A 25,371-nucleotide genomic window follows, 5' to 3' on the forward strand; every position below is an offset into this window, starting at 1 on the left:
GAGGTGAATGACTTGGTCCGATCCTGCCGAAGGGTCTGGCCCTGAGACGAAAAACAACAATGTGGAGGAGTACTGACATGAAGAAAATACTGACCATGGTCCCGTTGCTTGCGGGCGCTGCCTTGCTGGCATCGATGGGCGTGTCGTCGGCCGAAGCCAAATACACGATCGGCATTTCCAACACCGTGCAGGGCAATGGCTGGCGCGAGGAAATGGTCTGCGCCATGAAGGCGCAGGCGCTGGCTTCGGGCGAAGTGACGAAGCTCAACATCGCCCACCGCAACACCGATGCCGCCGGCCAGCTCGAAGACATCCGCAATCTGATCAGCGCCAAGGTCGACGCCATCGTCGTCAACCCCGCTGATCCCGCCGGCATCAAGGCGGGCCTGGAAGAAGCCACCAAGGCCGGCATCGTCGTCGTTGCCGTCGACCAGGCGGTGACCGAACCGTCGGCCTACATCATCTCCAACAACCAGGAACAGTATGCCTATCTCGGCGCCAAATGGCTGTTCCAGCAGATGGGCGGCAAGGGCGAAGTGTTCTACATGCGCGGCGCCGCCGGCGCCTCGGCCGATAGCGATCGCGACAAAGGCTTCAAGAAGGCGCTGGCTGAAAACCCCGGCGTGAAGGTGGCTCAGGAAGTCTTCACCGGCTGGCAGCAGGATCAGGCCAAGCAGCAGATGCTGTCGTTCCTGGCCACCGGCACGCCGTTCAACGGTGTGTGGACCTCCGGCATCGACAACGTCATCGTCGACGCGCTGGTCGAATCGCAGGCGCCGCTGGTGCCGGTGGTCGGCGCCGACAATGCCGGCTTCGTCGGCCAGCTGAGCTCGGTGAAAGGTCTCGTCGGTGCAGCCGTCACCAACCCCGGCTCGATCGGCGGCGCGGGCGTGACGCTCGCGCTGCAGATCCTCGACGGCAAGAAGCCGGCGCAGCAGACCGTGCTGGTCGACCCGCAGCTGTGGGACAACGCCACCGACGAAGGCAAGGCCAAGCTGAAGGCAGCCGCCGACCCGTCGCTCAGCCCGGAATGGCCGGTCTCGATCTCGATCCCGGAGTGGACGACCTACACGAAGGAGCAGATCGTGGCCTGCAAGGGGCCGGGGGAGTAAGCCTGGTTTGAATGAACTCGCGAGGACGGCGAACGGCCGTCCTCGTCACACAGACTAGCGCTCTACGGCGCCCCCTCTGTCCTGCCGGACATCTCCCCCACAGGTGGGGAGATTGGCTGTCATCTCGGCTTTCGCTAATTTTCTACGTCGCAAGACGAGGGGCGGCGCCGGAACTGCCAATCTCCCCCCTTGTGGGGAGATGTCCGGCAGGACAGAGGGGGGCGCCGTAGAGCGCCGACATTAGTTTCTGGAACCATCAATTTTGACAACAAACCATTTGACCACCAGCCCCCTCCTCGACGCCACCGGCGTCGCCAAGAACTACGGCGCGGTTGCAGCGCTTCGCAACGCGTCGCTCTCCGTGCTGCCGGGCGAGGTCCACGCGCTGATGGGCGCCAACGGCGCCGGCAAGTCGACGCTGGTGAAGATCCTGACAGGCGCCATTCCGGCGAACGCCGGCCGCATCCTGATCCGCGGCGAGGCGCGCGACATTCGCTCGCCGGCCGCCGCGCGCCGCGCCGGGCTGCTGCCCGTCTACCAGGAACCGTCGCTGATCCCCGATCTCGACGTTCTCTCCAACCTCAGGCTCACCGGCACGCCGGTCGAGCTATTCCGCGCCTGGGTGCGCGAGCTCGGCATTCTTGACCTCGATCTGCGCGACACCGCGCGCGACATCCCGCTCGCCGTGCTGCGCGTGCTCGACCTGGCGCGGGCGCTCGCCGTCGAGCCCGACGTGCTGCTGCTTGACGAGATGACGGCGGCCCTGCCCGCCAACCTTGCCGAAAAGGTGCTGGAAGTGGTGCGCCGCCAGGGCGATTCGGGCCGCGCCGTGATCTTCATCTCGCACCGCTTCGTCGAGATCTCGGCGCTGTGCGACCGCGCCACCGTGCTGCGCGACGGCGAGACCGTCGGCGTCGTCGACATCGTGCCGGGCGTGGAAGAAAAGATCGTCGAGCTGATGCTCGGCACCCGCATCGTCAAAACCCATGTCGCTGCCCGCAGCGCTGCCGAGAAGGCCGCGCCCGCGACCACCCGGCCGCGCATTTCGGTGCGAAACCTGCGCGTCGGCGCCAAGCTCAGCGATGTCTCCTTCGATCTCGCCGACGGCGAAGTCGCCGGCGTCGTCGCGCTCGAAGGCCAGGGCCAGGACGAGTTGTTCGCAGCGCTTGCCGGCTCGATCCGGCCCTCCGGCGGCACCATCGAAGTCGATGGCCAGCCCGTGAAATTTTCCCACCCGATCGACGCCATCCGCGCCGGCATTGCCTATGTGCCGGGCGACCGCTCCGAGGCGCTCGCCATGCAGCGCTCGGTCCGTGAAAACATCGCCCTGCCCTTCAGTGCCGCGCTGCGCAACTGGGGGCCGATCAACATGCGCCGCGAGCGCGCGACCGTGCTCAGCGCCATCGAGCGGCTGCAGATCGACACCCGCGCCCAGGGCGAAGTGCAGCGCCTGTCCGGGGGCAATCAGCAGAAGGTGACCATCGCCCGCTGGATCGCGGCGGATGCCCGCACCATCCTGTGCTTCGACCCGACGCGCGGCATCGATGTCGGCACCAAGCAGGAGATCTACAAGCTGCTGCGCGAACTCGCCGGCAACGGCAAGTCGGTGCTGTTCTACACCTCCGAACTGGAAGAGGTGCAGCGCGTCTGCGACCGTGTCATCGTCATCTTCGGCGGCCGCCTCGTCGACATTTTTCCGGTCGAGGAGGCCGACGAGCCGGCGCTGATGCGCGCCGCCTACGGCCTGCCGCGCGGCGCCAAGGCCGATATCGGCATATTGGCTGATCCGACCGCGAACACTTCGGCTTCGCCGGAGGCCGCGCCATGAGCCATTTCCTGCGCCGCCAAGGCTGGGTCGTCGGCCTGTTCGCCCTGCTCATCGTCCTGTTCATCGCCACCAGGATCATCCAGCCGGCCTATGGCAGCAATGATTTCGGCTCGCTCGCCCGAGCCGTTCTGCCCTATGCCTTCGCAGTCGCCGCGCAGACCGTCGTCGTCATCGCCGGCGGCATTGACCTGTCGGTCGCCGCCATGATGGCGCTGACCAGCGTCACCGCGGCGTCGATGATGAATGGCGCGAGCGAGGAATACGCGCTGTTCGTGGTGCCCTTCGTGCTGGCCATGGGTTTCGTGCTCGGCGCACTCAACGGCCTGCTCATCGTCGTCACCCGCGTGCCCGACATTGTCGTGACGCTGGCCATGCTGTTCGTGCTGCAGGGTGCAGCCCTGCTGGTACTCGACGCGCCGGGCGGCGGCATCGCCGAATGGCTGAAGGCGCTGATCTCTGGCACCGTACCGATCCCCGGCCTGCCCGACGCCATAGACGCCTGGCTGCCCAAGGCGCTGCTGGTGCTGATCGTGTGCCTCTGCGTCATCTGGATACCGCTGCGGCGCTCGCGCCTCGGCCTCTCCATCTACGCCATCGGCTCTAGCGAACTGGCGGCGTTCCGCTCCGGCGTGCCGGTCAAGCGCACTCGCATCATCGCCTATGCGCTGTCCGGCCTGTTCGCCGCCTTTGGCGGCCTGGCGCTGACCATGAGCACCGGCATCGGCGCCCCCATCCCCGGCCCCTATCTGCTCGCCAGCGTCGCCGCCGTGGTGCTGGGCGGCGTCGCGCTCGGCGGCGGCAAGGGCGGCCTGCTCGGCCCGATCGTCGCCGTCTTCGTGTTGCGCCTGGTGCGCACGGATTTGACGCTGCTTGCCATCGACCCGAATGTCACCGCCATCATCGAGGGGCTGATCATGGTGGCGGTGGTGATGTTCGGGGCGTTTATCACGATGCGGGGGCGGCAATGATGGGTGTGCTGTCGCAGAGAGACGTCGGCGTTCCTTCGCGCCCCCCTCTGTCCTGCCGGACATCTCCCCCACGAGGGGGGAGATCAGCTGTCATCGCTGCTTTCGCCAGCCTTCAACGTTGCAAAAAGGAGCGAGGCGCTGAAGCTGCCAATCTCCCCACAAGTGGGGGAGATGGCCGGCAGGCCAGAGGGGGGCGCCGTAGAGCGCCATCCTCGCAGCACACAACACCAAGAGCCGCCCCATGAGCACCACCGCCATCACCCCGGTCCCCTTCGGCCGCCGCATAAAGCGCTTCATGGCCGATCGCCCGCTCATCCCGCTGATCGTCCTGCTCGCCATCCTGGTTATAATCCTGCAGGTCCTGCGCCCCGGCATCGTCAACGAGCGCTGGATCGCCAACACCATCAAATTCGCCATCCCGCTGGCGATCCTCGCGGGATGCCAGACCATGACCATGCTGACCGGCGGCATCGACCTGTCGGTCGGCACGGTGGCAACGATGAGCGCCTTCATCATGGCGACGCAAGTGGTCAACCAGGACCCGGCGGTGGCGTTCCTGCTGGCGATGATGCCGGCGGTGCTGATCGGCCTCGTCAACGGCATCGGCGTCGGTGTCTTCCGCGTCCACCCGCTGATCATGACGCTGGGCACCAGCCTGATCGGCACCGGCTGCCTGCAGGTCTACCAGCGCACGGTGATCGCGTCGGGCGCAAAAATCCCCGACTTCTTGGCTTGGCTCGGCACCGGCGTGACATGGGGCTTCCCCAACGCGCTGCTTTTGTTCGTGCCGCTCGCCGCCCTCATCGTCTTCACGCTCGCCCGGACCGGCTTCGGCCGCCTGCTCTACGCCGTCGGCGACAATGAGCGCGCGACCCGCCTGTCGGGCGTGCAATACTGGCAGGTCATCACCGCGCTCTACGTCACCTCCAGCGCGCTCGCCGGCATCACCGGCCTGCTCTATATCGGCTTGATCAAGGCCCCCTCGCTGTCGCTCGCCGAACCGCTGGTGCTGCCCTCGGTCGCCGCCGCCGTCATCGGCGGCACCTCCATCTTCGGCGGCCGCGGCGGCTACACCGGCACCATCATCGGCGCCCTGATCCTGACCGTGCTGACAACACTGCTGACCATCCTGCAGATGCCGGAGGGGGCACGGCGGATCTTGTTCGGGCTGATCGTGCTGTTCGTGACGGCGGCGTATTTGCGGATTGTGGAGGAGCGGTAGGGGGCCGAGGCCAGCGCCAGCCCCCACTCCGTCTCGGCTCGCCGAGCCACCTCTACCCCCACGTCCGTGGGGGAGAGGAAATGCCAAGCTTTTCGAGGAGGAACCCAAGCTTTTCGGGCGAAGAAAAAACTCAACACTGTCGAGGCCGCGACCTCGAAAACTAGCGTTTCCTCTCCCCCACGAATGTGGGGGTAGAGGTGGCTCGGCGAAGCCGAGACGGAGTGGGGGACCGCCCTACGCGATTGCCATCATCCTGGACGACCTTGCCCACCCAGACGCAACGCCCCTTACTTCAACGAAATCGCCATCCCGCTGAGATCCGCATTCACCTGCAGCCCCACCTGCGGGCCCGTAAGCTCGAGCTGGGCGCCCTTGTCGTTGGTCATGACGATCACCTGCGCGCCTTTGCCGAGCGCGCCGCCACCGCCGGCCGCGCCATAAACGCCGGTCGCATCCCGCACCCTGCGGATATGGCGCACGGTGCCCCGGAAATAGGTCTTGGAAACCCCGAAGGCGAAGCCGCCCGAAACGCCGCCGATCGTGATGGGATAGGAGCGGCCGTGGAAGGTCAGCGTCCCCTCGCCGCCGGAACCGCCGACGAAGAAGGCCGCCTTGTAGACGGCAAAGCGGATCGTGCCGCTATCGGCATGCGCGGCGCTGGCAGCGCTGACGGACACAGTTGTGATGGCCGCAACCGCAAGCGAACGAAAGCTGGACGAGATGGTCATGGTGGGAGCTCCTCAAGTGCGCCGCTTGCCCAGCCGGCAGGCGGCGTCGAATTCGTAACCAACTTGAACAATCTAGCCCGTGATTTGGTTCCAGGCAGGCTGTGACAAGATCCGACGTAACGTGACGTGGTGTACTTTCGGGTTGCGGAGGAGGCGGCGCCTATTTTCTCTTCCTGAGCACTTTTCGCAGCATTAACTTCAGCCGCCTCATCTGGTAATGGCGCCGCAACTTGGCCAGCGCCGACTGGTGGGCGGTGTCGATTGCAGCCAGCGAGTCCGCCTCGGTAGCCTGCGGCAGCGCGAGCAGCGCGTCGGCCTGAAGATCGGCAAAGGGCTTGGGGTCATAGATGGCGAACGGCGTCGGCGGGTCGCTGAGCACGGTGGGGTTGCTGTTGATCTCGAACACTACAAGCCTGCCGTCCACGAAAGTGTAGTCGATGCGGCCATACTGCATGCGGGCTTTTTCGAAGACCTGCATGACCGCATTGGCGTCAGGATTCGTATCGACATAGGTCCTGATTTCTTCGATATGCGCCGGCAGCAATTGCTCGGGCGAATTCTTGACGAACCACGATTTCGACATGGCGCAATGCTGGCCGTAGATCGTATCGCCGACCCGAAACGCCGCGTACTTCCTGAAATAACCGTCCATTCCGGGGGTGCCGATCATCTCCACCACCATCGGCCGCACCAGATCGCTACCGTCCAGCCGGGCGATCGCGGCGTCCAGCGCCGGCCGGTCGTGCAGCAGCGGCGGCTCCCTGTAGAGTGCGCCCGTCTCGTCGCGGATGAAAACGGGATAGCGTATCGGCTCTTCCAACTCGTCCGGCCTGAACACACGAAAAGCGTTGCTGCCGTCGGCGTGAAGCAGGCGCAGCAGGTCGAAGCGCTGCAGGCTGGCGGTCGGGTGATTGAGCTGCGTCAGGCCGGTGTTGTCAGCCAGTTCGGCGCTGATGCCGGCCGCGCGGCTCAATTCGTCCGATGTCAGCCGGTCCATGTCGGACCAGATGACCACCCCGGCGCGAACGCCGCGCAGCAGCCCGGCATCCTCGTAGCGCACCAGCCGGAACCACGCCTCCAGGTCAGTCCGGTGATACAGAAGCACCACCGCCTGCGTGTAGGCGTGCTCCCGATGCGCGACGTAAAATATCATGCGTTTCCGTTGTCCGTATGTAATTGCAAAGGGGAACCATGATGATTAGACAGGCTTGTGAAAGCCGTGAAATGGTTCTCGATCCGGCATGCGTCAAACAGGAGATAGAACAGGTTGACGTTTCCGTGAAGCTGCAAACCGCATTGGCAAGAAACTGCCATGCGCCATCAACGCGTTAGAAGTCGAGGCAGCCGACACATGAATTTAGACGATGTTGCGATACCCATCCGCCGGTTAGAGCTGGAAGACATGCCGTTGCTGATGGAGCTTGAGGCTGCCGCCTGGGCAGCCCCGCTGCAGGCGAGCGAAACGACCATCCGCCACCGGCTGGCACTCGGACACACCATGTTCGGCGCGATCGATGGCGATCTGCTTGCCGGCACCATCTGCTTTGCCGAGACCAGCCAGGATCCGCTGGTGCGCGCCGATTTCCCCAGGAATTTCGATGCCTATGCATCGCTGCCGCGCAGCGAGCCGGTTTACGCGCTTTACGCCTACAATCTCTGCGTCCGGCCGAGCCATCGCGGCACCAACACGGCGGTGCGGCTCTTGAAGGAGATGGAGAGCCACGGCCGCCGCCTGGGCGCCAGCTGGCTGATCGGCGATGGCCGCTGCTCGTCCTATGCCGGCTCCTCGGGCGACGAGTATGATCATGTCAAGGCCGATGCGCGGTTCCGCGCCACCATCGACCGCTGGAACCAGACCGGCACAAGACCGCCGCTGGAAGAGATCATCCGCGATCCGCTGCTGCGCATGCACTACCGCGTCTACGGATGCGAGTTCCTCTACGTCATGCCGGACTTCTTCCCGCAGGACGCCACGTCAGGCGGCTTCAGGGTCATTTCAGCCAAGAATCTCAAGGCATGAGATTCGAGCCGTCATGACAGCTCCGCATTTCGATCCGTTCGCGCTCGGCGACGACCCGTTTCCGCATTTCGCCCGCATGCGTGCCGCCGGCGGCATTGCGCGCGGCGTCGCGCCCTATCCCGAACTGGCCGACGCGCATTATGTGTTCAGCCATGAGCTGGTGTCGGGCGCGCTGAAGCATCCCGCTCTTCTTCAGGCGCCGCCGGGTACATATGAAGAGGTCCGCCGCAAGCTCGTCGACCATGCGCCCATGGCTCTGCTCAGCCGCTCGGTGCTGCTCGCCGATCCGCCTCAGCATGGCGCCTTGCGCCGGCCGGTCGCTGGCTTTTTCTCACGGCCGGCCATCGAAGCGCTGACGCAAGGTCTTCGCGCGCTGAGCCACGAGCTGGTCGAGCGTGCGCTGGCGGATGGCCGCGTCGACGCCGTCGCCGGGCTCGCCGTGCCGGTGTCCTTCTGGCTGCTGCAGGAAATCCTCGGCATCGAGATCGAGGACCCTTGGGCGTTGAAATCGGTGACCCGCCGCATGGCCAGCGCATTCGACCTGCGAAGAGCGCAGCCGCCGGCAGCAAGCGCCGAGGCCTATCGCGAATGCCAGGCTTTTGTCGAGGAGCGGCTGGCTCGACAGGCCTACCGGCCGGACGGAATGGTTGCCGGCATGGTGCGGGAGGTTGCGCAAGGCCGCTGGTCGCGCGGGGACATGGTGGCCAACATCGTCTTCATGCTGTTTGCCGGACAGGAGACTGTCGTCGACGCTCTCGGTAACGCAATTGTTGCGTTGGATCGCTTTCCCGATCAGCGCGCGCTGCTCGAGCGCGGCGCTGTCGACTGGAGCAGCGCGGCGGCCGAACTGCTGCGCTATGGCGCCTCGGTGCAATACGCCGTCGCCCGCATCGCGGCGCAGGACATCGACCTCGGCGACGTCAGGATTGCGGCTGGCGAAGCGGTCGTGCCGGTGCTCGGCAGCGGCAATCGCGACCATGCCGTCTTCGCCGATGGCGACCGGCTGGACCTCACGCGCCCGCCAGCCATGTCGATGACCTTCGGCACCGGCCTGCATGTCTGCCTCGGGCAACATGTCGCCCGTATCGAGATCGCGGCGATGATAGAAGCCCTGTTCACCCGTGCGCCCGGATGGCGGCTCGATGCCGCAAATGCCGAGCGCCGCGCCACGATGTCGTTTCACGGCATGGCTACCGCGCCGCTGATCCTCGACCCCGCTGCGTGAAAAGCGGCCGCGTCTGAGCGATGACCGCCGGGTCGAGCGACCTGACGATTTCCGAAACCTTTGCCCGCAAGGCGCCCACCGTCGCATCGTCGAGCGGATCGAGAATATCGTTCTGATCTCTCGATACCCGGTACTCGTCCAGCGACGGCGCCTCGCTCGACGGCGTGAAGCCGCCGCCGCGGGCATGCTTGTCGGCCAGTTCCTGCCTCGATTTCACGGCATAGTGGCGGATCCAGCCGATCTTCCATTCCATCGGCATGGCCGCCGGGTGCTTGTCGAGCGTCATGCCGTCGACCAGCGTCCTGCGCAGCGAGATGCGGAAACCGTGCGGGTGCGGCATGAACTGCCCGGGATCCCGCAGCGCCTTGCGCAGCACCGAGGACACGCGGGCAAACGACTTCTTCCAGCGCGCGGTCGGGGCGTCATGCGTGCCGCGCCTTTGAAACCGCACCGTCACCAGTTCGTCGTCATAGGCCTCTTTGCCGTCGCTGCCGAAATTCACCCAGCGAAAGGCGACGCTGCGCACGCCCGGGCGGCTCAAAAGCGAGCGGACCAGTTCGGCTCCGCTCCAGGGCGGCCCGTCGAGCGGCTCGAGGAACTCGTCGGCGTCCATGAAGCCCAGATAGCGATAGCCGTGGAGCAATGCCTGCCAGTAAAGATAGGAATGGGCCCGCCGCTGCGGCAGCACCGTGTCGTGCCGCCAGTCGACGAGCCGGATCCAGCCGGCATCGCGCAACGCCTGGAGCACCGCCGACTGCGGGCCGGCGCTGCAGTTGTCGGCGATCATCAGGTCGAAGCCATGCAGCTTGTGCCAGGCGACCCACTCGATCACATAGGGCTGCTCCAGCTTCATGATCGCGCAGATCACCGGCCTGTTGACGGAAAACGGAATTCTCATCGCAACGCTTTCCCCGCGCCACCCGCTGCTGCTTGAGGCTCGACCTGCCGGAACGGGATCGCATCGCCATAAAATGCCGCAAGCTGCTCCGAAGAGCCCGTCCAGTCGCCCATGTCGAACTGGTGGAACCGATAGCGTGGGTCGTCAAGGGGCAGCAGGTCGATATCCGGCCTGATGCACCGGTCGAATATGCCGGCCACCGGCAGATGGATCGTCCGCGCCGAAGACAACCAACCGGCCAGCCAGGAGAAGCTGCTCACCCCCGTGACGAGATGGCTCGCCCGGCGCAGCGTCTCGAAATCGGTCAATGGCGACGCCTTCGGCGCGAAGACAGCATCGGGAAAACGCTGACGCAGGCGCCGGCAATAATCGTTGTCCTCATGGGTCTGGCCGACGAAGACCGGCTTGCGGCCGCTATCCTTGATGAGCGTCTCGAAGAAGCCGAATGGCATCGGGCAATAGTTGCGGTGGAAGCCGTCGAGGATGTCGCCGGCCCGCACATGGATGACGAGGAAATCGTCGCCATGGGTCGGCGCGGCGACGGCACGCCCGTCGAAAAGCCCGGAGACCTCGTCCCGGTCATAATAACCCAGCCGCTGCGCAAAGCCCTTGAAGCGGATGCTCCGCGCCCGCCTGTCGCGGAACGCGGCTATGATCCCGTCGAGGTCGTAGCGGTGATAGCCGTCGACCCGAAGCAGCCGGTATTTCCACAACAAAGGCGGCCGCACCCTGGCAATGGACCATTCCGGCAGGTCGGCGTCGCAGACATAGCCACCGGGGATACGCTTCGCCAGCACATGGCAAAACATGTACTGGAACATCTTGTTCGCCATGCCGCCAAACGGCTGCATCACGATGGGCACTTGCCGCATTGGACCCCTTTCGCCAAAGACGGTCATTGTTACCCGAGCTGCGCGGGCCGGTCGACTGGCCTCTGGCCAAGGGCGCATCATGATCGCCGCCGTCAAGCCACCCTCAGGGATAATGCGTCGGCTTTGGCGCGTAGATCTTTGGATCGAAGTCCAGATCCCTCGGCAAGGGCAGGCTTGAGCACTGCAAATGCACCTCGCGTGCGAGCAGCCGGCGCCGCTGCTGCTCATGCTCCTTGATCGCCGCCACGAGACCCATGCTGTAGGGCCCCAGCACGACGCCGGCGGCCCATCCCGGATGCTCCTTCTCGCGCGCGTCATAATTCATGGCATCGGTGCGGGCCTGCTGGCATTCCGGCGTCGCCCATTTCGGGTCTTGGGTCGAGAGCGAGGCTCCATACTGGACCGGAGACGATACGCACCCTGCCACTGTCGCAGTCAACGCGACGACCATTGCAATTCTCATCCGCAAGCCCCTCCTAATGTAGGACGCGACTACAAGACGATTCCAGCGGGAAAAAGGCAGCTTCAGGATGCGGATTTTGCAGGGGCCGCTCACCCCAGCAGGTTGCGCGCCGTGCGCATGAAGATCTTCGAACCGATCGGGATCAGATCGTCGGGAAAATCATAATCGGGGTTGTGCAGCGAAGGATGGCGCTCGCCGGCGCCGAGAAAGAACATGGCTGAGCTCGCCTTGTGGCCGAAGATGCCAAAATCTTCCGAAGCGCGCATCGGCAAGGCTTCCTCGCTGCGCGCGACGCCCTCTTCGTCCAGCGCGCGGTTGAGATGTTCCACCGCGTCTGGAGCGTTGACGCTGGCGACGAAGATCTCGTGATAGTCGCAGCGCACGGAAAGGTGATGCTCGGCCGCGATCCTGGTGGCCAACGCTTCCGCCGCCGCGACCAGTTCCGCCATGCGCTCGTCGCGCCTTGTACGCAGCGTCGCCCACACCTCGGCGTGAGCAGGCGCGATGCCGAACACGGCCTCACCCATCGTCGCATGGGTGACGGTGACCATGCTGAAATCATCGTCGGCAAAGGTGCCGCGGCCGAGCGCCGGCAGCAGCGGCATGAGCTCGCTCACCGCCAGCATCGGCGACACGCCGGTTTCGGGCATGGACGAATGCGCGGTTTTGCCGTCCAGCACGATGCGTATGCCGCGCGAGGCGCAGTTGACCACGCCGGGCTTGAGGCGAACCTCGCCGAACGGCACGCCCGGCAGATTGTGCAGGGAGAAAGCAAAATCCGGCGCGATCTCGTCAAAGCGCGCATCGGCGACGACGCCGGCCGCGCCATTGCCGGTCTCTTCCGCCGGCTGGAACATCAAGACGACGCGGCCGCGCGCCGGCCGTTCTCGTCCGAGCTGGCGGCCGAGTGCGGCCAGGATCGCGGTGTGGCCGTCATGGCCGCACATATGCGATTTTCCCGGCACCTGCGAGGCATGCTCGACGCCCGAAAGCTCCTCGATCGGCAGCGCATCGATCTCCGAACGGAACAGCACCGTCGGCCCGGCCTGGCCGCTGTCATACACCGCTGCCACACCATGGCCGCCGAGGCCGGTCAGCACCTTGTCCGGCCCGGTATCGGCGAGGAAGGCGACGACTTCCTTGGCGGTCTTTTCTTCCTCGTTGGAGATTTCCGGCCGCTGGTGCAGCCTGCGCCGCCATGCCGTCAGCTCGATGATATCGCGATTGGTCAGTGTCATGGTTGGGGCTCCGCTTAGTGCTGTGGCTGCAAACTCAACATACAATGATCTGTAGATAGTCCGGCGAGGCAAGCCCCTGCATGATTGTGTCGCGGGTGATGATCGGAATTTTTCTTACTCGCGCCGTTGCGATCAGGTAGCAGTCGCCGGGATCCTCCTATGCCGAGATAGGGCGGGTTCTTGTGCGTCGGCTTATGGGACGCGATCGCCAATTCCCACGCAGTGATTGGGGAAACATAAAGCTTGCCCGCAGTTTGGCTCTCGGCGATTGCGATGAGAGCTTCTTCCGAAAGCGTGCCTGCGGCCGTTACCAGCCAATAAAACGTATGCGTGTCGAGAAGCGCCCCTGGCAAGGATCAACTATCCCTGGGTTTGCGCACCTGGTGAGAGCCGCCTTTGAGGGCTTGATTAGCAATCGGCATCGTAAGGTCCACACCCTTTTTCAGGGGCAACTGCGACGATTTCATCGAATCAGCACCGCGCACTTCAACGTAGCGGCCGCTGCGGGAATCGCGCACCACCCACTTGCCGGTCAGCTCCTGTTTGGTCTGTGCTTTTGTCATGAACCCAATATAGCGGCAAATTGTTATGGATGCGAGCGGTCTCGGCCTGTTGAAGCCAAAGCGATACCGTGACGGCGCATCAGAAAGTCGTCAATCTCATCTCCGACATCCGGTGGCTTCTCCTGAAAAGCGCCGCGTGCTCGCCTGTGCGACATCTTTCGCGATAATTGCTTCCATCCACCCGAAGGAACGGTTTCGGAGCAACAATGGCCAGGCGGTTTGCGTTTCTCTTGGTTCGCGACTTCACGCTGTCGCCGCTGTCGCTGTTCATCGACACGCTGCGGCTGGCCGGCGATGAGGGCGACCGCAGCCGCCGGATCGAGTTCGACTGGGAGATCGTCGGCGAGCGTGGCCTGCCGATCCGGGCGAGTTGCGGTGTCGAGTTGCTGCCGACCAAGGCGATCGGCAATCCGCAGGAGTTCGACAATGTCGTCGTGGTCGGTGGCCTGCTCGACACCAACCGCAGCCTCAGCTCCGAAAAGGAGGCCTTCCTGTTGCGGGCGGCCGAAAAGGGCGTGCCGCTGACGGCACTCTGCACCGGCAGCTTCGTGCTCGCGCGCTACGGTCTGCTCGATGGCTACAGTGCTGCCGTCAGCTGGTTTCACATCAAGGATTTCCGCAGCCAATTCCCTGATGTGAACGCCCATGCCGACAGCCTGTTTTCCGTCGATAGGGGCCGCTCGACCTGCGCCGGAGGCACGGGTGCGGCCGACCTTGCCGGCCATTTCGTGTCGCAGTTCATCGGCCGCAAGGCTGCGGAAAAAGCCGCCAAGATCCTCGTGCTCGACCGCATCCGCTCGAGCCTGGATGTGCAGCCCGTCGGCGATCTCTTTCCGGCCGCGTCGAGCCGAGCGGTGAAACGGGCGCTGCTTCTGATGGAAAGCAATCTCCAGGAGACGCTGTCGGTCGCCGAGATCGCGGGCCGGTTGCAGTTATCCCGGCGCCAGCTTGAGCGGCTGTTCGGCGCCGAGCTCGGCATCGGCCCGATGGCCGCCTATCTTGCGCTGCGCGTACATCAGGCCAAGTCGCTGCTGGAGGGGAGCGACTTGGCAATCGGCGACATCGCCTACCGCTGCGGTTTTCCCAATGCCGGCCATTTCAGCCGTGTCTTCCGCCATCAGACCGGTATCACGCCGACCCATCTCAGGCATCCGAACCGAATGTCCGGTGTCTTTGCCGACGGCAAGGGGAGCGGTCCCTAAGCCTATATTGGGGCGTGCGATCTCGCCGTTGGTATGATATTATCATACCAACCTGATAGGAGGGATCCATGTCCGCCACCGAAAAACGCACCTTCAGCCTGCCGGCCGAGCAGGCTGCTTTCATCGACCAGCTCGTTCGGTCCGGCACATACGCGACCAGCAGTGAAGTGATCCGCGCCGGTCTTCGCGCATTGCAGGAACGCGACGCCGCCGTGGAGCTCTGGCTGCGTGAGGAGGTCGCGCCGACCTATGATAGGTGGAAGGCAGACCCCTCCCAGGCCATCCCGGCCGACAAGTCTTTTGACAGCATCCGCGCACATCACGCAGCTCGCCTCAAGGGGAACGTGTGAAGCGCCGGCATGTTGTCCTTTTGCCGGAAGCCCAGACGGACCTGTTATGGATATACGATACGGTCGCTCACGCATCCGGCAACCTCACCGCCCTTCACTACATCGAGCGGATCGAGCGATTTTGCCTGGGTCTCGACTATGCCTCGGAACGCGGAATCCTAAGGGATGACGTGCGGCCGGGGCTTCGCATCGTTGGCTTCGAGCGCCGCCTGACTGTGGCCTTCACCGTAGAAGGCGACCAGGTGGTGATTCTCAGGGTGTTCTACGGCGGCGTCAACTGGGAGGACGAGTTGGCGCCTATCGCTCCGTGAACGCCCGCGCGAACGAGTCCAGCATCGGCCGCGCCAGATATTCGAGGAAGGTTCGGTCGCCGGTGCTGATAAACGCCTCGACCGGCGTTCCCGGGTAAAGCTGCTCGGCTTTCACGCCCTGCGGCAGCGTGTCGGTGATCTTCAGCCTGGCGCGGAAATACGCCTCATGCGTGGTTTCATCGATCAGCCGGTCGGCGGAAATTTGCGTCACCGTAGCCGGGACCTCAGGGGTGAGGCGCGCGTTCAGGGCGGACAGCCTGAGCTTCGCCGGCTGGCCGACGCGAACCAGGTCCACGTCTTTCGGCCGCAGCTTCGCGTCGACGATGAGGCCCGACGCGGTCGGCAGGATCTCCATGATCTTCTGCCCCGGCGCAATCACGCTGCCTTTGGAGTTGTAGATCGAGGATACCACGATGCCGGCTGCCGGCGCCTTGATCGTCGTGCGCCCCAGCACCGCCTCGGCTGCGGTGATCTGTTCGCCGATGTCGGCCAGGCTGGTGCGAACCTCGTCGAGCTTGGTCAGCGCGTCCTCGACGCGCTGCGTGGTCGCGCGCTCGACCTGCGCCTGGGCTTCGACGATCTGCGTCTTGGTCGCTGCGATATCCGCCTCCAGCGCGCCGGCCTGGCCGACCAGATCGGCCTCGCTGCGCAGAAGCTGCGAATATTCGCTGCGGTTGGTGAGACCCTTGTCGAGCAGGCCGGTCTTGATGCCGAGTTCCTTCTTCACGATCTCGGCCTGTTGCTGGATGGCCAGTTTCTGCGCGTCAAGTCCCAGCGCCGACTCACGATGCATGGCGACGCGCTGCGCCAGGATCGACTGCTCGGAGCGGAACCGGGCGAGCCTGGCCTCGAACTCCTTCTGCTGTTCGTGCACCAGATTGTCGAAATCGCGCTGGAACGGCGCGGGTGCTGCTTCGGCGATCGGCGCCAGCCTGTCCGATCCGTCGCGCTCGGCCTCAAGTCGCGCGGCACTTGCCCTGAGCGCGATCGTCTGTCTGGTCAGCCGGTTGAGGTCGGTCTCGGCCGCCCTGCGGTCGAGCAGGACCAGCGGTTCGCCTTGTTGCACGCGGTCGCCTTCATGCACCAGCAACTGCTCGATGATGCCGCCCTCGGGGTGCTGGATGAGGATGTTGCCGCCCGTCGCCGAGATCGTGCCGGAGGTGATCACCGCGCCGGAGAGCGGCGCGTTCGCCGCCCAATAGCCGAAGCAGCCGACGAAGAGCGCTATGGCCACGTAGCCGACGACGGCCATGCGGCGGAAGTCGGTGCGCGGTCGACCTTCGAAGGCGAGGCTCTGCTGCATCATCGTCTATGACCCGAAGCGGACGCTGTGCGGGCGCACGGTCGGCACGAACGAGCCTGTCACCACCGCGCTCCCGGCCTTGCCGGCCGCCGGTTGCCTCAGCACCTCGCTCGCAGGGCCGAAAGCTTCGACCATGCCGTTGCGCAGGACCATGACGCGGTCGCAGGCCGCGGCGATCGAAGGGCGATGCGTGATGACGACTGTCGTGACGCTTACACTTCGCGCGGCCGAAAGCATCCCTTCGAGCGCCGCCTCCCCACTGCCGTCGAGATGGGCGTTGGGCTCGTCCAGCACCAGCATGCGTGGCTTGCCGTAGAAGGCGCGCGCCAGCCCTATCCGCTGGCGCTCGCCGCCCGACAGCACGGTATGCGACGGGCCTATCATGGTCTGATAGCCGTCGCGCAGCGTGAGAATCAGCTCATGCGCCTCGGCGCGCCTGGCCGCTTCGACGATCGCGGCGTCATCGGCGTCGGGTTCGAAGCGGGCGACATTTTGCGCGATCGATGCCGGGAAAAGCTCCACCTCCTGCGCGAGATAGCCGATATGCCTGCCAAGCTGGGTTTCGTCCCAGCTCCTCAGGTCGGCGCCGTCGACCCTGACCGCGCCGCCGGTCGGCTGCAGCGCGCCCACAAGCAATTTCGCCAGCGTCGATTTGCCGGCCCCGCTCGGGCCGACGATCGCCACCGCTTCGCCGGCGCCGATGGCAAAATTCAACCGCTTGAGGATGGGCTCCGTGCCGAAAGCCGCAGTCGGCGCGATGAAGAACAGATCCTGCACCGAAATCGCGCCCAATGGATCGGGCAGTGCGAGCTTGCGCCCCTGCGCTGGTTGCGCCGCAAGGGCGGTGTCCAGCCGCTTCCAGCATCGCTTGGCGTCGACGATCTGCCGCCAGGATCCGATCAGCTGGTCGAGCGGCTGCAGCGCGCGCGACGACACCAGCGACGAAGCGAAGATCATGCCGGCGGTCATCTGCCCTTGTAGCACCAGCCACGCGCCGGCGCCGAGGATCGCCAGTTGCAGCATCATGCGCAGCGCCCGCGACGTCGCGCTGAAGATCGCATTGGCGCTTCCGGAACGGTCATGCAGGGTCAGCGCCTCAGCAACGTGTTGTCCCCAGACCGCGGCGGCATTTTGCACCATGCCCATGGCGCGCAACGTGTCGGTGTTGCGGGCGAAGGCCTGTTCCGCCTGGCTGGCCACCGCCGAGCGTTCCGCCGACATGGCATCGTTCCTGCCGATGGCAAGCTGGTTGGCCACGACCAAGAGAAACAGCAGCACGGCGCCGGCGAGCGTCAGCCAGAACAGGACGGGATGGATGAAATAGAGCAAGGCCAGGAAGACGGGCGCAAACGGCAGGTCGAACAACACCGCCACGCCGCGCGACCTGATGAAGGCGCAAGTCGTGGCAAGGTCGTTCAGCGGCGACAGCCCGCTGCCGGCATGTCTGGCGCCAAGCGAGGCCGCGAATGTCCGCGCACCCAGTTTCAGGTCGACGGTGGCCGCAACACGTTGCGCGTAGATGGCGCGGACCGCGTCCAGCAGGCCGAGGAAGGCGAGCGCGAGGACCGCCATGGCCGAGAGATAAAGCAGCGTCTCGACGCTGGAGGACGGCAACACCCGGTCATAGACCTGCAGCAGATAGAGCGGGATCACCAGGAGCAGGATGTTGATCAGCAACGAAAAGATGCCGATATCGGCGATGCCGGGCAGGAAAACCGGGCGCAGGCCGATGGCCGCATCCCTGAGTGGCGCGCGGTCCCGTGACATCTAGACCGCGTGCTCGGCTGTCGTGCTCAGATGGCTCTGCTGCAAATCGTTCAGCGTATAGGCGTGGATATAGTCGATCTTCATTTGCGCGGGCGTCGCCAGATGGTCGGGCGGCGCGCCGGCTTGACCGCCGACCGCAAGGTCGACCAGCATATACATGGGCTTGTTCATATCGGACGGCGTCGCCGCTTCCGCGACCTGGACGCCATCATAGGTCCAGACCAGCTTGTCCGGCGTCCACAACAGGCCATAGGTGTGATAGCCGTCGGTGTTGGAGACATTCACCGTCGACCCGACCGTGGTGTGGGTTCCCGTCTCATTTGTGTGCGCGGTCATGAGAAGCGCATTCGGGTTCTGCCCATACATTTCGATCACGTCGAGTTCCGGGGGCCATGAACCGTCTTCGGGCAGAAGCCAGAAGGCCGGCCACGCGCCGGCATTTTCCGGGAGATCGGCCCGCATTTCGAAATAGCCATAGGTCTGCGAGAAGGTGTCGTGCGTCGTCAGTATGCCGGAAGTGTATTCGTAATTGTTGATCAGCGGCTTGATGTCGTCGGGCGCATGCGCCGCGGTTATGGTGAGCACGCCGCTTGCGACGCTGAACGGATGGACCGAGCTGGTCGGCGCATAATTGGCGTCGATATACCATTGCAGCTCGCCGTTCTGGGGCTGCGAGCTGCCGTTCTGCGCCCCCCACCAGAAATTGGAATCCCAGATGCCGCTCTGGCCGTTCCACAGGCTCAGCGTGTTGAAATCGTCGTTGAAGGACAGCGTCATGCCGGTCTTGTCGATCGGCAGCTCGAACTGGCCGGGCTGAAACTTGTCGATCGTGGTGTTGTGGAACACCAGCACCTCGCTCGAGCCGAGGTTCAGCTGCACGTTCGATCCCACCTGGACCATATTGGCGTGGACGGCCTCGAACGAGGTGAAGGCATAGCCGTTGAGGCGCACCGTGTCGGTCGCGCCGAAATCGGAGATAAGGTCGCTGCCATTGCCCTTGGTGATGATGAAGGTGTCGGCGCCGGCGCCGCCGATCAGCACGTCATTGCCCTTGCCGCCGTCCAGCGTCTGGCTGCCAGCGCCGCCCGTTATGATGTTGTCCTGAGCATTGCCGAAGGCATAGTGGCCGTCGCCGGTGACGACGAGGTTCTCGAAATTGGCGGGCAGCTTGTAGCTCATCCAGGTATCGATCGTGTCGACGCCCGCGCCGTAGTTCTCGACCGCTTTGTTGATCGTCGAATAGAGATGGTAATAGTCGTCGCCCGCGCCGCCATACATGGTGACCTTGACGTTGGTGTCGCCCCAGAAGGAATCGTTGCCCGAGGTGCCGTAGCGGTAAGGCGCGCCTCCAGTCGCCGAGAACCAATGGGTGGAAGCGCCGGTATATGGAAGTGGAATGCCTTTGGCGTTGAGGACTGTGGTCATTCCGACACTCCTTGCGCGTGCTGCCTTGGTCGTTCGACAACCTTCGAGCGACCATTCGGATCAACTCTTAAATTGATCCGTCGTTCCAGGGAATCATTCTATAGTACACCAAGGAGATCGTCGCCCATCATTTAATAGATAATGCCGAAGGCGTTAAGCTGATCCTAATACAACTTTGTAGGAGAGACTTACAATTTTAATAAATTGTGAGATCCGCGCCGAAAGGTTAGGCAATGACGCGACACGACCGCCTGCCTGAGGCGGCGACTCGAAGTCGCGGGCGGATGGCTGCCGGCGAAGGGCTCAAGAAAATTTGACAGGCTATGTCGGACCGGGTGAGGTTCACCCGTCCTTGGGGCATCGAACAACGAAACCACAAAGGATACCGAAGAGATGCCAAGCACCGTACGTTTGCACCGCGTTCTGACGACCAGCCCGGAGAAGGTCTACCGCGCATTCACAGAAGCCGACGCGCTGGCGAAATGGCTTCCGCCGAACGGCTTCACTTGCACCGTGCACAGCTTCGACGCGAAAGTCGGTGGCGCCTTCAAGATGTCGTTCCGAAACTTCACGACGGGCGGCAGCCATTCCTTCGGCGGCGAATATCTCGAACTCGTTCCCGGCGAGCGCCTGCGCTACACCGACAGGTTCGACGACCCCAATTTGCCCGGCCAGATCGAAGTGACCGTGCTCCTGAAGAAAGTGTCGGTCGGCACGGAACTCGACATCACGCAGGCCGGCATTCCGGACGTTATTCCGGCCGAAGCCTGCTATCTCGGCTGGCAGGAGTCGCTGCGCAATCTGGCAAAGCTCGTCGAACCCGAGATCAATCAGTAGAGCCCATCGGATCGGCGGCGCCGCCCAGCCAGTCCGCGCCGCCGACAATGCCGAGCCGAGGACTCATCCCTCACGGCCCGGTGCAGATCGGCAACGGTTGTGGCGGCGGTGGCGGGTTGTCCTTGGCGTATTGCGCGATGATCGGCTCAAGGCTCTTTCGCGGCCAGAATTTCGGCTTGCCGATCTCCTTCAGGCAGGACGCATTCCAATAGGCGCCCGATTTACCAACGGCGGTGATGTCGCGCGATTCCGGGTAGATATAGAGCGTCGTCGGATTGCCCTTCACCATCGAAATGATCTGGTCGGCGTCGGACGGCGACCAGCTGGTGCAGCCATTGCTGCGGCCGCCGGCATAATCCACCAGCTTGCCGTATGGCACGAAGCCGTCATGGTCGGCATAGGAGCTGTTCGGGTTCTTGCGCAGGCACATGCCGCGCAACAGCCGCGCCGCGTGGCCACCGATCACCCGCTGCCTGGCATTCGCCGTCTCCCCCTCACCGTCGAACTGGATGAAGGTGCGCAGCAGCGCCTGGTCCTTTTTTGCGCCGATGCGGTAAAAACCCTTGAATGAGATCTTTGCCTCGCCGGTCATATAGGCGCCACCGGTCGTCAAGGACGAGTCCAGGGCATTGCCGAAGTTTTTCGCGCAGCGTTTGCCGTTGGAGAAATCGACCACGCCTTTCAAATTGCGGCCGCCGCCATGGCCCGACGAGATCGCCCTGAACGACTGCTTGGCCTCGCAAATGACGTAGTAGCGCCGCCCTAGCACGCCATTGCCGAGATCGCCGGGGCGAGTCGCATCCATGGCGAAATAGCAGCCATTGTGGACCGCGCCTTGCGCGACCTTCTTCAGGTAAAGCGCGCGCGCCCGCTCCAGCACCACTTGCGAAATCTCGCCGTCGTCATTGCCGACATGGGCCTGCAGCCAGGCCGGTATATCGGAGGACGCGGCAAAAGACCGGGCAGACATCGTCAAGGCGATGCCGGCGACGGCGAGGAGGCCAAAGACAAAGACAGCCAGAGATTTCAACCGCACCGGACAACCCTCCCGCCCGAACCGTTCTGCGATTCTCGGAAACCCATCATAAATCGTCGCGCGCCGATCGGCGAAACACATCTTGTTCAGAACCGCGCAAGCAAGTCAGGTAGCTGCCTGTTCGCCTTTCACAGCGCCAGGCTGCCCTGTTCCGCCTCCGCGGCATTGGGGTCGCCCGGCGCCGTCGCCCAGGCGAGCTCGACCAGCGTCACCGTGCGGCGGCCGGTGCCGTCGAGCTGGCAGACGATGAGGCCCTGCTCCTCGATATAGGTGAGCAGCCGCCGGGCGCGCCGCAGCGAATGCGAGCCGTAGGCGCGCGCGATCGCCGCGTCGCTCGGGCACGGCCAGCCCTCCTTGGCGGCGCGGGCGATCATCATGAACACGCCCTGCATGTCCTCGGGCAGCAGCGAGGCGCGCACGGAAACGTCCTGCCAGGCGTCATCTCCTGCCATGTCGGCGCCGAGCCCGGCGCGGGCACGCGTCAGCATGCGACGGAATTCTGAGAGGTCCGGCACCACCGAAGCGAGGCCTTCGATGCGGCAGCGGACGACGAACTCCTGATAAAGCACGCCGATGACGCGGAAACCCGCATCGGGCTGCGCCAGGATGGCGCGCAGGACACGGTCCACCCGCTCTCGCCGCTCGGCCATATCCTCGGCGCTTACCGCCGGTTCCGCAGGTTCCGGGCGGATCTCCATCGCCGCTGATTTGGCCGCCATCAGCTGGTCGAGCAGCTCCGGCGACGCCATCCGGCGCGGCGCGCGCATCGTCTCGGGCGGCGGCGCCGCCAGGATGATGGCGCGCGCGTCTTCAAGCGCTGTTTCCGGCATTGCCATCAGCCGCGGCGTACCGTTGCGCGGGCTGGTCTCGGTCTGGCCGATGCGCACGCCCAGCGGACGGCGCGACAGCGCTGGGCCCAACGCCATGAAGTGCCCGCGCTCCAGGTCTCGAAACGCCTCGGCCTGACGCCGTTCCATGCCCAGAAGGTCGGCGGCGCGCGCCATGTCGATATCGAGGAAGGTACGGCCCATGAGGAAATTGGACGCCTCCGCCGCGACATTCTTGGCGAGCTTTGCCAGCCGCTGCGTGGCGATGATGCCGGCAAGGCCGCGCTTGCGGCCGCGGCACATCAAATTGGTCATGGCGCCGAGCGAGAGCTTTCGCGCCTCGTCGGACACTTCGCCGGCCACGGCGGGCGCGAACAGCTGCGCTTCGTCGACCACCACCAGCATCGGATACCAATGCTCGCGGGCAACCTCGAACAACCCGCCGAGAAAGGCAGCGGCGCGCCGCATCTGGTTCTCGGCATCGAGCCCTTCGAGATTGAGCACCGTGGAGACGCGGTGGATGCGCGCCCGCTCGCCGGCTGCTTGCAGGCCACGCTCCGTATGCTCCTCGGCATCGATGACCAGATGGCCGTAATGGTCGCCCAGCGAGACGAAATCGCCTTCCGGGTCGATGATGGTCTGCTGCACCCAGGGCGCGCTCTGCTCCAGGAGCCGGCGCAAAAGGTGCGATTTGCCGGAGCCGGAATTGCCCTGCACCAGAAGCCGGGTGGCCAGCAGCTCCTCAAGGTCGAGCGCCGCCGACGCACCCGCCGTCGTCTGTCCCATCTCGATGGCTACGGTCATGTCACGACTCTCCTTGCGGACAGGGCTTATCAACCCGGCCGCGAGCCGTCGAGCGCGCCATGGCAACTCGCCCGCTGTTCCACACCTATGCTGCCAAAGCGCCACACATCAGCCCATCTGCCCAAAGGGAAGGCACATCAAGCGGAGTTGACCGGCGGCAGAAGCGGCGCTTCCAGCCCGTCGAAGGGATCGCGCCAGGCATCGATGGCTTCGAGCCGGCGATACCAACCCAGAACAGAGGGATAGTCCACCAGCGGCAGGCCGGCTGCATCGTTGAACGGCAAAAACGTCGCCATGCGGAAATCGGCATAGGAAAGCGACTTGCCCACAAGCCATGGCCGCTTGGCGAGCTCCGCCTCGAGAATCGCTGCCGCGATGCGGAACTCCGCCAGCCCCTCCTCGACCTTGCCCTGGTCGACAGGCCCAATCCCGTAGCGCTGCTTGGTTCCGCGCTCGAAATGCACGGTGTCGCAGGCCCGCACGAAATTTTCCTTGCCCCAGCTCAGCCAGCGGATCATGTCGGGTTGGTCGCCGCCGCCGCGCCAGAAATCCGAACCCGCTTCGCGCGACAGAAGGCAGGCTATGGCGTCGGCTTCCCACAGGCTGCCGCCCGTCCATGCCAATATCGGCAGGGTAAGATTGGGATTGAGCTGACGAAACCGCTCAGCCTGTCCGGGCGCCATGGGTGCCGCGAACTCACACTCGACCTTGGCCTGCAGATGACGTGCCGTTGCTACCGCAAGGCGCGGATTGGGATTGCGGCTGAAGTACAGTTTCATGTCGTGTCCTGGACGCTGTGGGCTCGATCCTATCAAACACGCAAACGTGCCCTCTCGGCAATCTGGTCGGACCACGATTCCGCTGGCACACGCCGTCGTTCGGCGTATTATTTCCTTCGGGAGAGGGTTCTTGGCAGGAGGAAGCCATGAACGTAGTGCCGAGCGTACCTGTCATCGACGTGACAACCCAGAACCTTGTTTCCTCTGCGCTTTCCAGATTCCGCGCCGGCGATACCGTCTCGACCAGGGCGGCGCTCGACGCCATCCGCCGCATGGATCCAACCTGTGTCGACAGCGACGACGATCTCGTCGAACTCGTCGTCATGGCGGCAATTGGTAAGACCATGGCGGTTGTGTTCGACCACCGCTCCCGCTAGCCCTGTTGGACGAACCTGTCCCGTTCAACTCGCTTGAGCTCGAGTGGGTTCGGTTGGCGAGCTTTTACAGCTGCAGCCCGGAAGCGGACGTCTCGTGCGCGAAGGCCGGCAATAGCATCAGCGGGTAAACCTCAGTTCCCCAAGGGATGCGGCATGTAGCCGACGAAGCCGCCGATCTTCCAGTGGCCCGCCACCTTCCTGCAGAAATACAGCGTCTGCCATTTCAGCTTGTCGACGCTGCCATCGGCCTTGGCCACCGAGCCGTTGAACTTCTTGTGCAGCACGGCGCGGTCGCCATCGACATCGATGTCGCGCATGTTGGTGACGCGAAACAGCGCCTCGCGCAGCGGCTCGGCGAATCTGGTCGTCGCCGTCTCCTTGGCCTGGCGCAGCCATTCGTCGCGATAGACGGCAAGGCTCGGGAATTGCAGACGCCAAGCGTCGGCATCGCTGAGGAAATGCGCATGCATGCCGAAGAAGCTGTCGGCGAGGAAATCATCCTCGACCATCGACCAGTCCTGACCGATAAAGGCGTCGATGTCGCGCCGCACCAACATTTCCCAGAGCGCGTGGCGATCGGCATCGCCCTCTGGAAACGGGTTCTTGTCGAAGGTCATTGAAATCTCCTGTCGGGAAAATGCGACGCGCAAGATGCTGGCGAGCCTGCGATAAAGCAACACGCGTTTGGAAAAATGCTGCTTTCCAAAAAGCCCCCTATGAGGATCACCGGGACAGGCGTAGAGCGGTCGTCGAAAACGGGGCGCGGCCCGCCATTCTGAACAGGAGTTTCCTTTGCCCAAAGAGTGTTTTGGAACATCCCACGTGCCGCTGTCGCCGGCCGTGCGCGCCGGGGATTTCGTCTACATCTCAGGTCAGGTGCCGGTCGACGGCGACCGCATTGTGGTCAAGGGCGGCATTACCGAGCAGACCGAGCAGGTGCTGCAGAATGTGAAGGCAGCACTCGCGCTGGCCGGCTGCACCATGGACGATGTCGTCAAGACCACGGTCTGGCTCGAGGACGCGCGCGACTTCGGCGCCTTCAATGCCGTCTACGCCAAGCACTTCCCGAAAAATCCGCCGGCCCGCACCACGGTCGAATCGCGGCTGATGATCGACATCAAGATCGAGGTCGAAGCCGTCGCTTACCGGCCGGTTTGACCAGTCGGGGCATGATCCCGAAAAGTGGAAACCGGTTTTCTCGGACAAACGGAAACCG

26 protein-coding genes are annotated in these 25,371 nt (G+C 64.2%); 12 read left to right on the forward strand and 14 right to left on the reverse strand.

Annotation, left to right across the window (positions count from 1 at the left end; genetic code table 11):
- The first annotated feature begins 77 nt into the window (after nt 1-77).
- From ACYG9Z_RS09075 to ACYG9Z_RS09090, 4 genes are all read left to right on the forward strand, one after another.
- Nucleotides 78-1,112: an ABC transporter substrate-binding protein gene (locus tag ACYG9Z_RS09075; protein ID WP_023704174.1), complete on the forward strand. Its 1,035-nt coding sequence runs from the start codon at nt 78-80 to the stop codon at nt 1,110-1,112.
- A 277-nt stretch (nt 1,113-1,389) separates the two neighbouring features.
- Nucleotides 1,390-2,940 (forward strand): sugar ABC transporter ATP-binding protein, encoded by a 1,551-nt coding sequence (locus ACYG9Z_RS09080; protein WP_023714099.1) that lies wholly within the window; start codon nt 1,390-1,392, stop codon nt 2,938-2,940.
- Nucleotides 2,937-3,908, forward strand: a complete 972-nt coding sequence (locus ACYG9Z_RS09085) for an ABC transporter permease (RefSeq protein ID WP_023669686.1) — start codon at nt 2,937-2,939, stop codon at nt 3,906-3,908. Before ACYG9Z_RS09080 ends, ACYG9Z_RS09085 begins: the two co-directional genes overlap by 4 nt.
- Before the next feature lie 241 nt (nt 3,909-4,149).
- On the forward strand, nt 4,150-5,130 hold the full coding sequence (locus ACYG9Z_RS09090; RefSeq protein ID WP_023669687.1) for an ABC transporter permease: 981 nt from the start codon (nt 4,150-4,152) through the stop codon (nt 5,128-5,130).
- Between the two features lie 287 nt (nt 5,131-5,417).
- On the opposite strand, the gene ACYG9Z_RS09095 is transcribed toward ACYG9Z_RS09090, so the two are convergent.
- Together ACYG9Z_RS09095 and ACYG9Z_RS09100 are read right to left on the reverse strand one after the other, a co-directional pair.
- Complete coding sequence (locus ACYG9Z_RS09095; protein WP_023751385.1) at nt 5,418-5,858, reverse strand: lipid-binding SYLF domain-containing protein; 441 nt, start codon at nt 5,856-5,858, stop codon at nt 5,418-5,420.
- A 160-nt stretch (nt 5,859-6,018) separates the two neighbouring features.
- The gene (locus ACYG9Z_RS09100; RefSeq protein WP_023751386.1) at nt 6,019-7,011 is read right to left on the reverse strand and encodes a hypothetical protein; all 993 of its coding nucleotides are present in this window, start codon (nt 7,009-7,011) and stop codon (nt 6,019-6,021) included.
- A 198-nt stretch (nt 7,012-7,209) separates the two neighbouring features.
- On the opposite strand from ACYG9Z_RS09100, the gene ACYG9Z_RS09105 reads away from it, so the two are divergent.
- Nucleotides 7,210-7,878, forward strand: a complete 669-nt coding sequence (locus ACYG9Z_RS09105) for a hypothetical protein (RefSeq protein ID WP_031199642.1) — start codon at nt 7,210-7,212, stop codon at nt 7,876-7,878.
- A gap of 13 nt (nt 7,879-7,891) precedes the next feature.
- Nucleotides 7,892-9,103: a cytochrome P450 gene (locus tag ACYG9Z_RS09110; RefSeq protein ID WP_023751387.1), complete on the forward strand. Its 1,212-nt coding sequence runs from the start codon at nt 7,892-7,894 to the stop codon at nt 9,101-9,103.
- On the opposite strand, the gene ACYG9Z_RS09115 is transcribed toward ACYG9Z_RS09110, so the two are convergent.
- The 5 genes from ACYG9Z_RS09115 to ACYG9Z_RS09135 all read right to left on the reverse strand — a co-directional run bounded on the left by ACYG9Z_RS09115 (nt 9,069) and on the right by ACYG9Z_RS09135 (nt 13,137).
- Nucleotides 9,069-10,001, reverse strand: coding sequence for a glycosyltransferase family protein (locus ACYG9Z_RS09115; RefSeq protein ID WP_023751388.1), 933 nt, complete (start codon nt 9,999-10,001; stop codon nt 9,069-9,071). The two genes, ACYG9Z_RS09110 and ACYG9Z_RS09115, sit on opposite strands and share 35 nt — an antisense overlap.
- The gene (locus ACYG9Z_RS09120) at nt 9,998-10,873 is read right to left on the reverse strand and encodes an alpha-1,2-fucosyltransferase (RefSeq protein ID WP_023698639.1); all 876 of its coding nucleotides are present in this window, start codon (nt 10,871-10,873) and stop codon (nt 9,998-10,000) included. Before ACYG9Z_RS09120 ends, ACYG9Z_RS09115 begins: the two co-directional genes overlap by 4 nt.
- A 103-nt stretch (nt 10,874-10,976) precedes the next feature.
- Nucleotides 10,977-11,336, reverse strand: a complete 360-nt coding sequence (locus ACYG9Z_RS09125; protein ID WP_023751389.1) for a hypothetical protein — start codon at nt 11,334-11,336, stop codon at nt 10,977-10,979.
- Between the two features lie 89 nt (nt 11,337-11,425).
- On the reverse strand, nt 11,426-12,574 hold the full coding sequence (locus ACYG9Z_RS09130; RefSeq protein ID WP_023751390.1) for an amidohydrolase: 1,149 nt from the start codon (nt 12,572-12,574) through the stop codon (nt 11,426-11,428).
- A gap of 356 nt (nt 12,575-12,930) precedes the next feature.
- The gene (locus ACYG9Z_RS09135) at nt 12,931-13,137 is read right to left on the reverse strand and encodes a hypothetical protein (RefSeq protein WP_023751391.1); all 207 of its coding nucleotides are present in this window, start codon (nt 13,135-13,137) and stop codon (nt 12,931-12,933) included.
- Nucleotides 13,138-13,343: 206 nt separating this feature from the next.
- Here ACYG9Z_RS09135 and ACYG9Z_RS09140 point away from each other — a divergent pair, with 206 nt between their 5' ends.
- The 3 genes from ACYG9Z_RS09140 to ACYG9Z_RS09150 all read left to right on the forward strand — a co-directional run bounded on the left by ACYG9Z_RS09140 (nt 13,344) and on the right by ACYG9Z_RS09150 (nt 15,000).
- Nucleotides 13,344-14,339, forward strand: coding sequence for a GlxA family transcriptional regulator (locus ACYG9Z_RS09140; RefSeq protein ID WP_023714104.1), 996 nt, complete (start codon nt 13,344-13,346; stop codon nt 14,337-14,339).
- Between the two features lie 68 nt (nt 14,340-14,407).
- Complete coding sequence (locus tag ACYG9Z_RS09145) at nt 14,408-14,689, forward strand: type II toxin-antitoxin system ParD family antitoxin (RefSeq protein WP_023751392.1); 282 nt, start codon at nt 14,408-14,410, stop codon at nt 14,687-14,689.
- On the forward strand, nt 14,686-15,000 hold the full coding sequence (locus ACYG9Z_RS09150; RefSeq protein ID WP_023751393.1) for a type II toxin-antitoxin system RelE/ParE family toxin: 315 nt from the start codon (nt 14,686-14,688) through the stop codon (nt 14,998-15,000). The genes ACYG9Z_RS09145 and ACYG9Z_RS09150 overlap by 4 nt, the downstream gene beginning before the upstream one ends.
- On the opposite strand, the gene ACYG9Z_RS09155 is transcribed toward ACYG9Z_RS09150, so the two are convergent.
- From ACYG9Z_RS09155 to eglC, 3 genes are read right to left on the reverse strand one after another with little or no spacing between them, the layout of a single operon-like run.
- Nucleotides 14,987-16,306: an HlyD family type I secretion periplasmic adaptor subunit gene (locus ACYG9Z_RS09155; RefSeq protein WP_023747056.1), complete on the reverse strand. Its 1,320-nt coding sequence runs from the start codon at nt 16,304-16,306 to the stop codon at nt 14,987-14,989. The genes ACYG9Z_RS09150 and ACYG9Z_RS09155 overlap by 14 nt on opposite strands.
- 3 nt (nt 16,307-16,309) lie before the next feature.
- The gene (locus ACYG9Z_RS09160) at nt 16,310-18,070 is read right to left on the reverse strand and encodes a type I secretion system permease/ATPase (RefSeq protein WP_023751394.1); all 1,761 of its coding nucleotides are present in this window, start codon (nt 18,068-18,070) and stop codon (nt 16,310-16,312) included.
- A complete protein-coding gene (eglC, locus tag ACYG9Z_RS09165) occupies nt 18,071-19,495 on the reverse strand; it encodes an endo-1,3-1,4-beta-glycanase EglC (RefSeq protein ID WP_023669698.1) in 1,425 nt (474 codons plus the stop codon).
- 393 nt (nt 19,496-19,888) lie between these two features.
- Here eglC and ACYG9Z_RS09170 point away from each other — a divergent pair, with 393 nt between their 5' ends.
- The gene (locus ACYG9Z_RS09170) at nt 19,889-20,332 is read left to right on the forward strand and encodes an SRPBCC family protein (protein WP_023683102.1); all 444 of its coding nucleotides are present in this window, start codon (nt 19,889-19,891) and stop codon (nt 20,330-20,332) included.
- 70 nt (nt 20,333-20,402) lie between these two features.
- Here ACYG9Z_RS09170 and ACYG9Z_RS09175 read toward each other — a convergent pair whose 3' ends face one another.
- The 3 genes from ACYG9Z_RS09175 to ACYG9Z_RS09185 all read right to left on the reverse strand — a co-directional run bounded on the left by ACYG9Z_RS09175 (nt 20,403) and on the right by ACYG9Z_RS09185 (nt 23,778).
- Nucleotides 20,403-21,368: a hypothetical protein gene (locus tag ACYG9Z_RS09175; RefSeq protein WP_023683101.1), complete on the reverse strand. Its 966-nt coding sequence runs from the start codon at nt 21,366-21,368 to the stop codon at nt 20,403-20,405.
- Nucleotides 21,369-21,496: 128 nt separating this feature from the next.
- Nucleotides 21,497-22,999 carry a helicase HerA domain-containing protein gene (locus ACYG9Z_RS09180; protein ID WP_023737555.1) on the reverse strand — a complete coding sequence of 501 codons (1,503 nt, stop codon included), beginning with the start codon at nt 22,997-22,999 and terminating at the stop codon, nt 21,497-21,499.
- A gap of 137 nt (nt 23,000-23,136) precedes the next feature.
- Entirely contained in the window at nt 23,137-23,778 is a 642-nt protein-coding gene (locus ACYG9Z_RS09185; RefSeq protein ID WP_023714111.1) for a glutathione S-transferase family protein, read from the reverse strand.
- A 146-nt stretch (nt 23,779-23,924) separates the two neighbouring features.
- Between ACYG9Z_RS09185 and ACYG9Z_RS09190 the strand changes: the two genes are divergently transcribed.
- A complete protein-coding gene (locus tag ACYG9Z_RS09190) occupies nt 23,925-24,155 on the forward strand; it encodes a hypothetical protein (RefSeq protein WP_023669703.1) in 231 nt (76 codons plus the stop codon).
- 131 nt (nt 24,156-24,286) lie between these two features.
- Here the strand turns inward: ACYG9Z_RS09190 and ACYG9Z_RS09195 are convergent, their stop codons facing one another.
- Nucleotides 24,287-24,772, reverse strand: coding sequence for a hypothetical protein (locus ACYG9Z_RS09195; RefSeq protein ID WP_023710833.1), 486 nt, complete (start codon nt 24,770-24,772; stop codon nt 24,287-24,289).
- A 175-nt stretch (nt 24,773-24,947) separates the two neighbouring features.
- Here ACYG9Z_RS09195 and ACYG9Z_RS09200 point away from each other — a divergent pair, with 175 nt between their 5' ends.
- A complete protein-coding gene (locus tag ACYG9Z_RS09200) occupies nt 24,948-25,313 on the forward strand; it encodes a RidA family protein (protein WP_023683098.1) in 366 nt (121 codons plus the stop codon).
- Nucleotides 25,314-25,371 lie beyond the last annotated feature (58 nt).

This window comes from Mesorhizobium sp. RSR380A, from assembly GCF_054719385.1.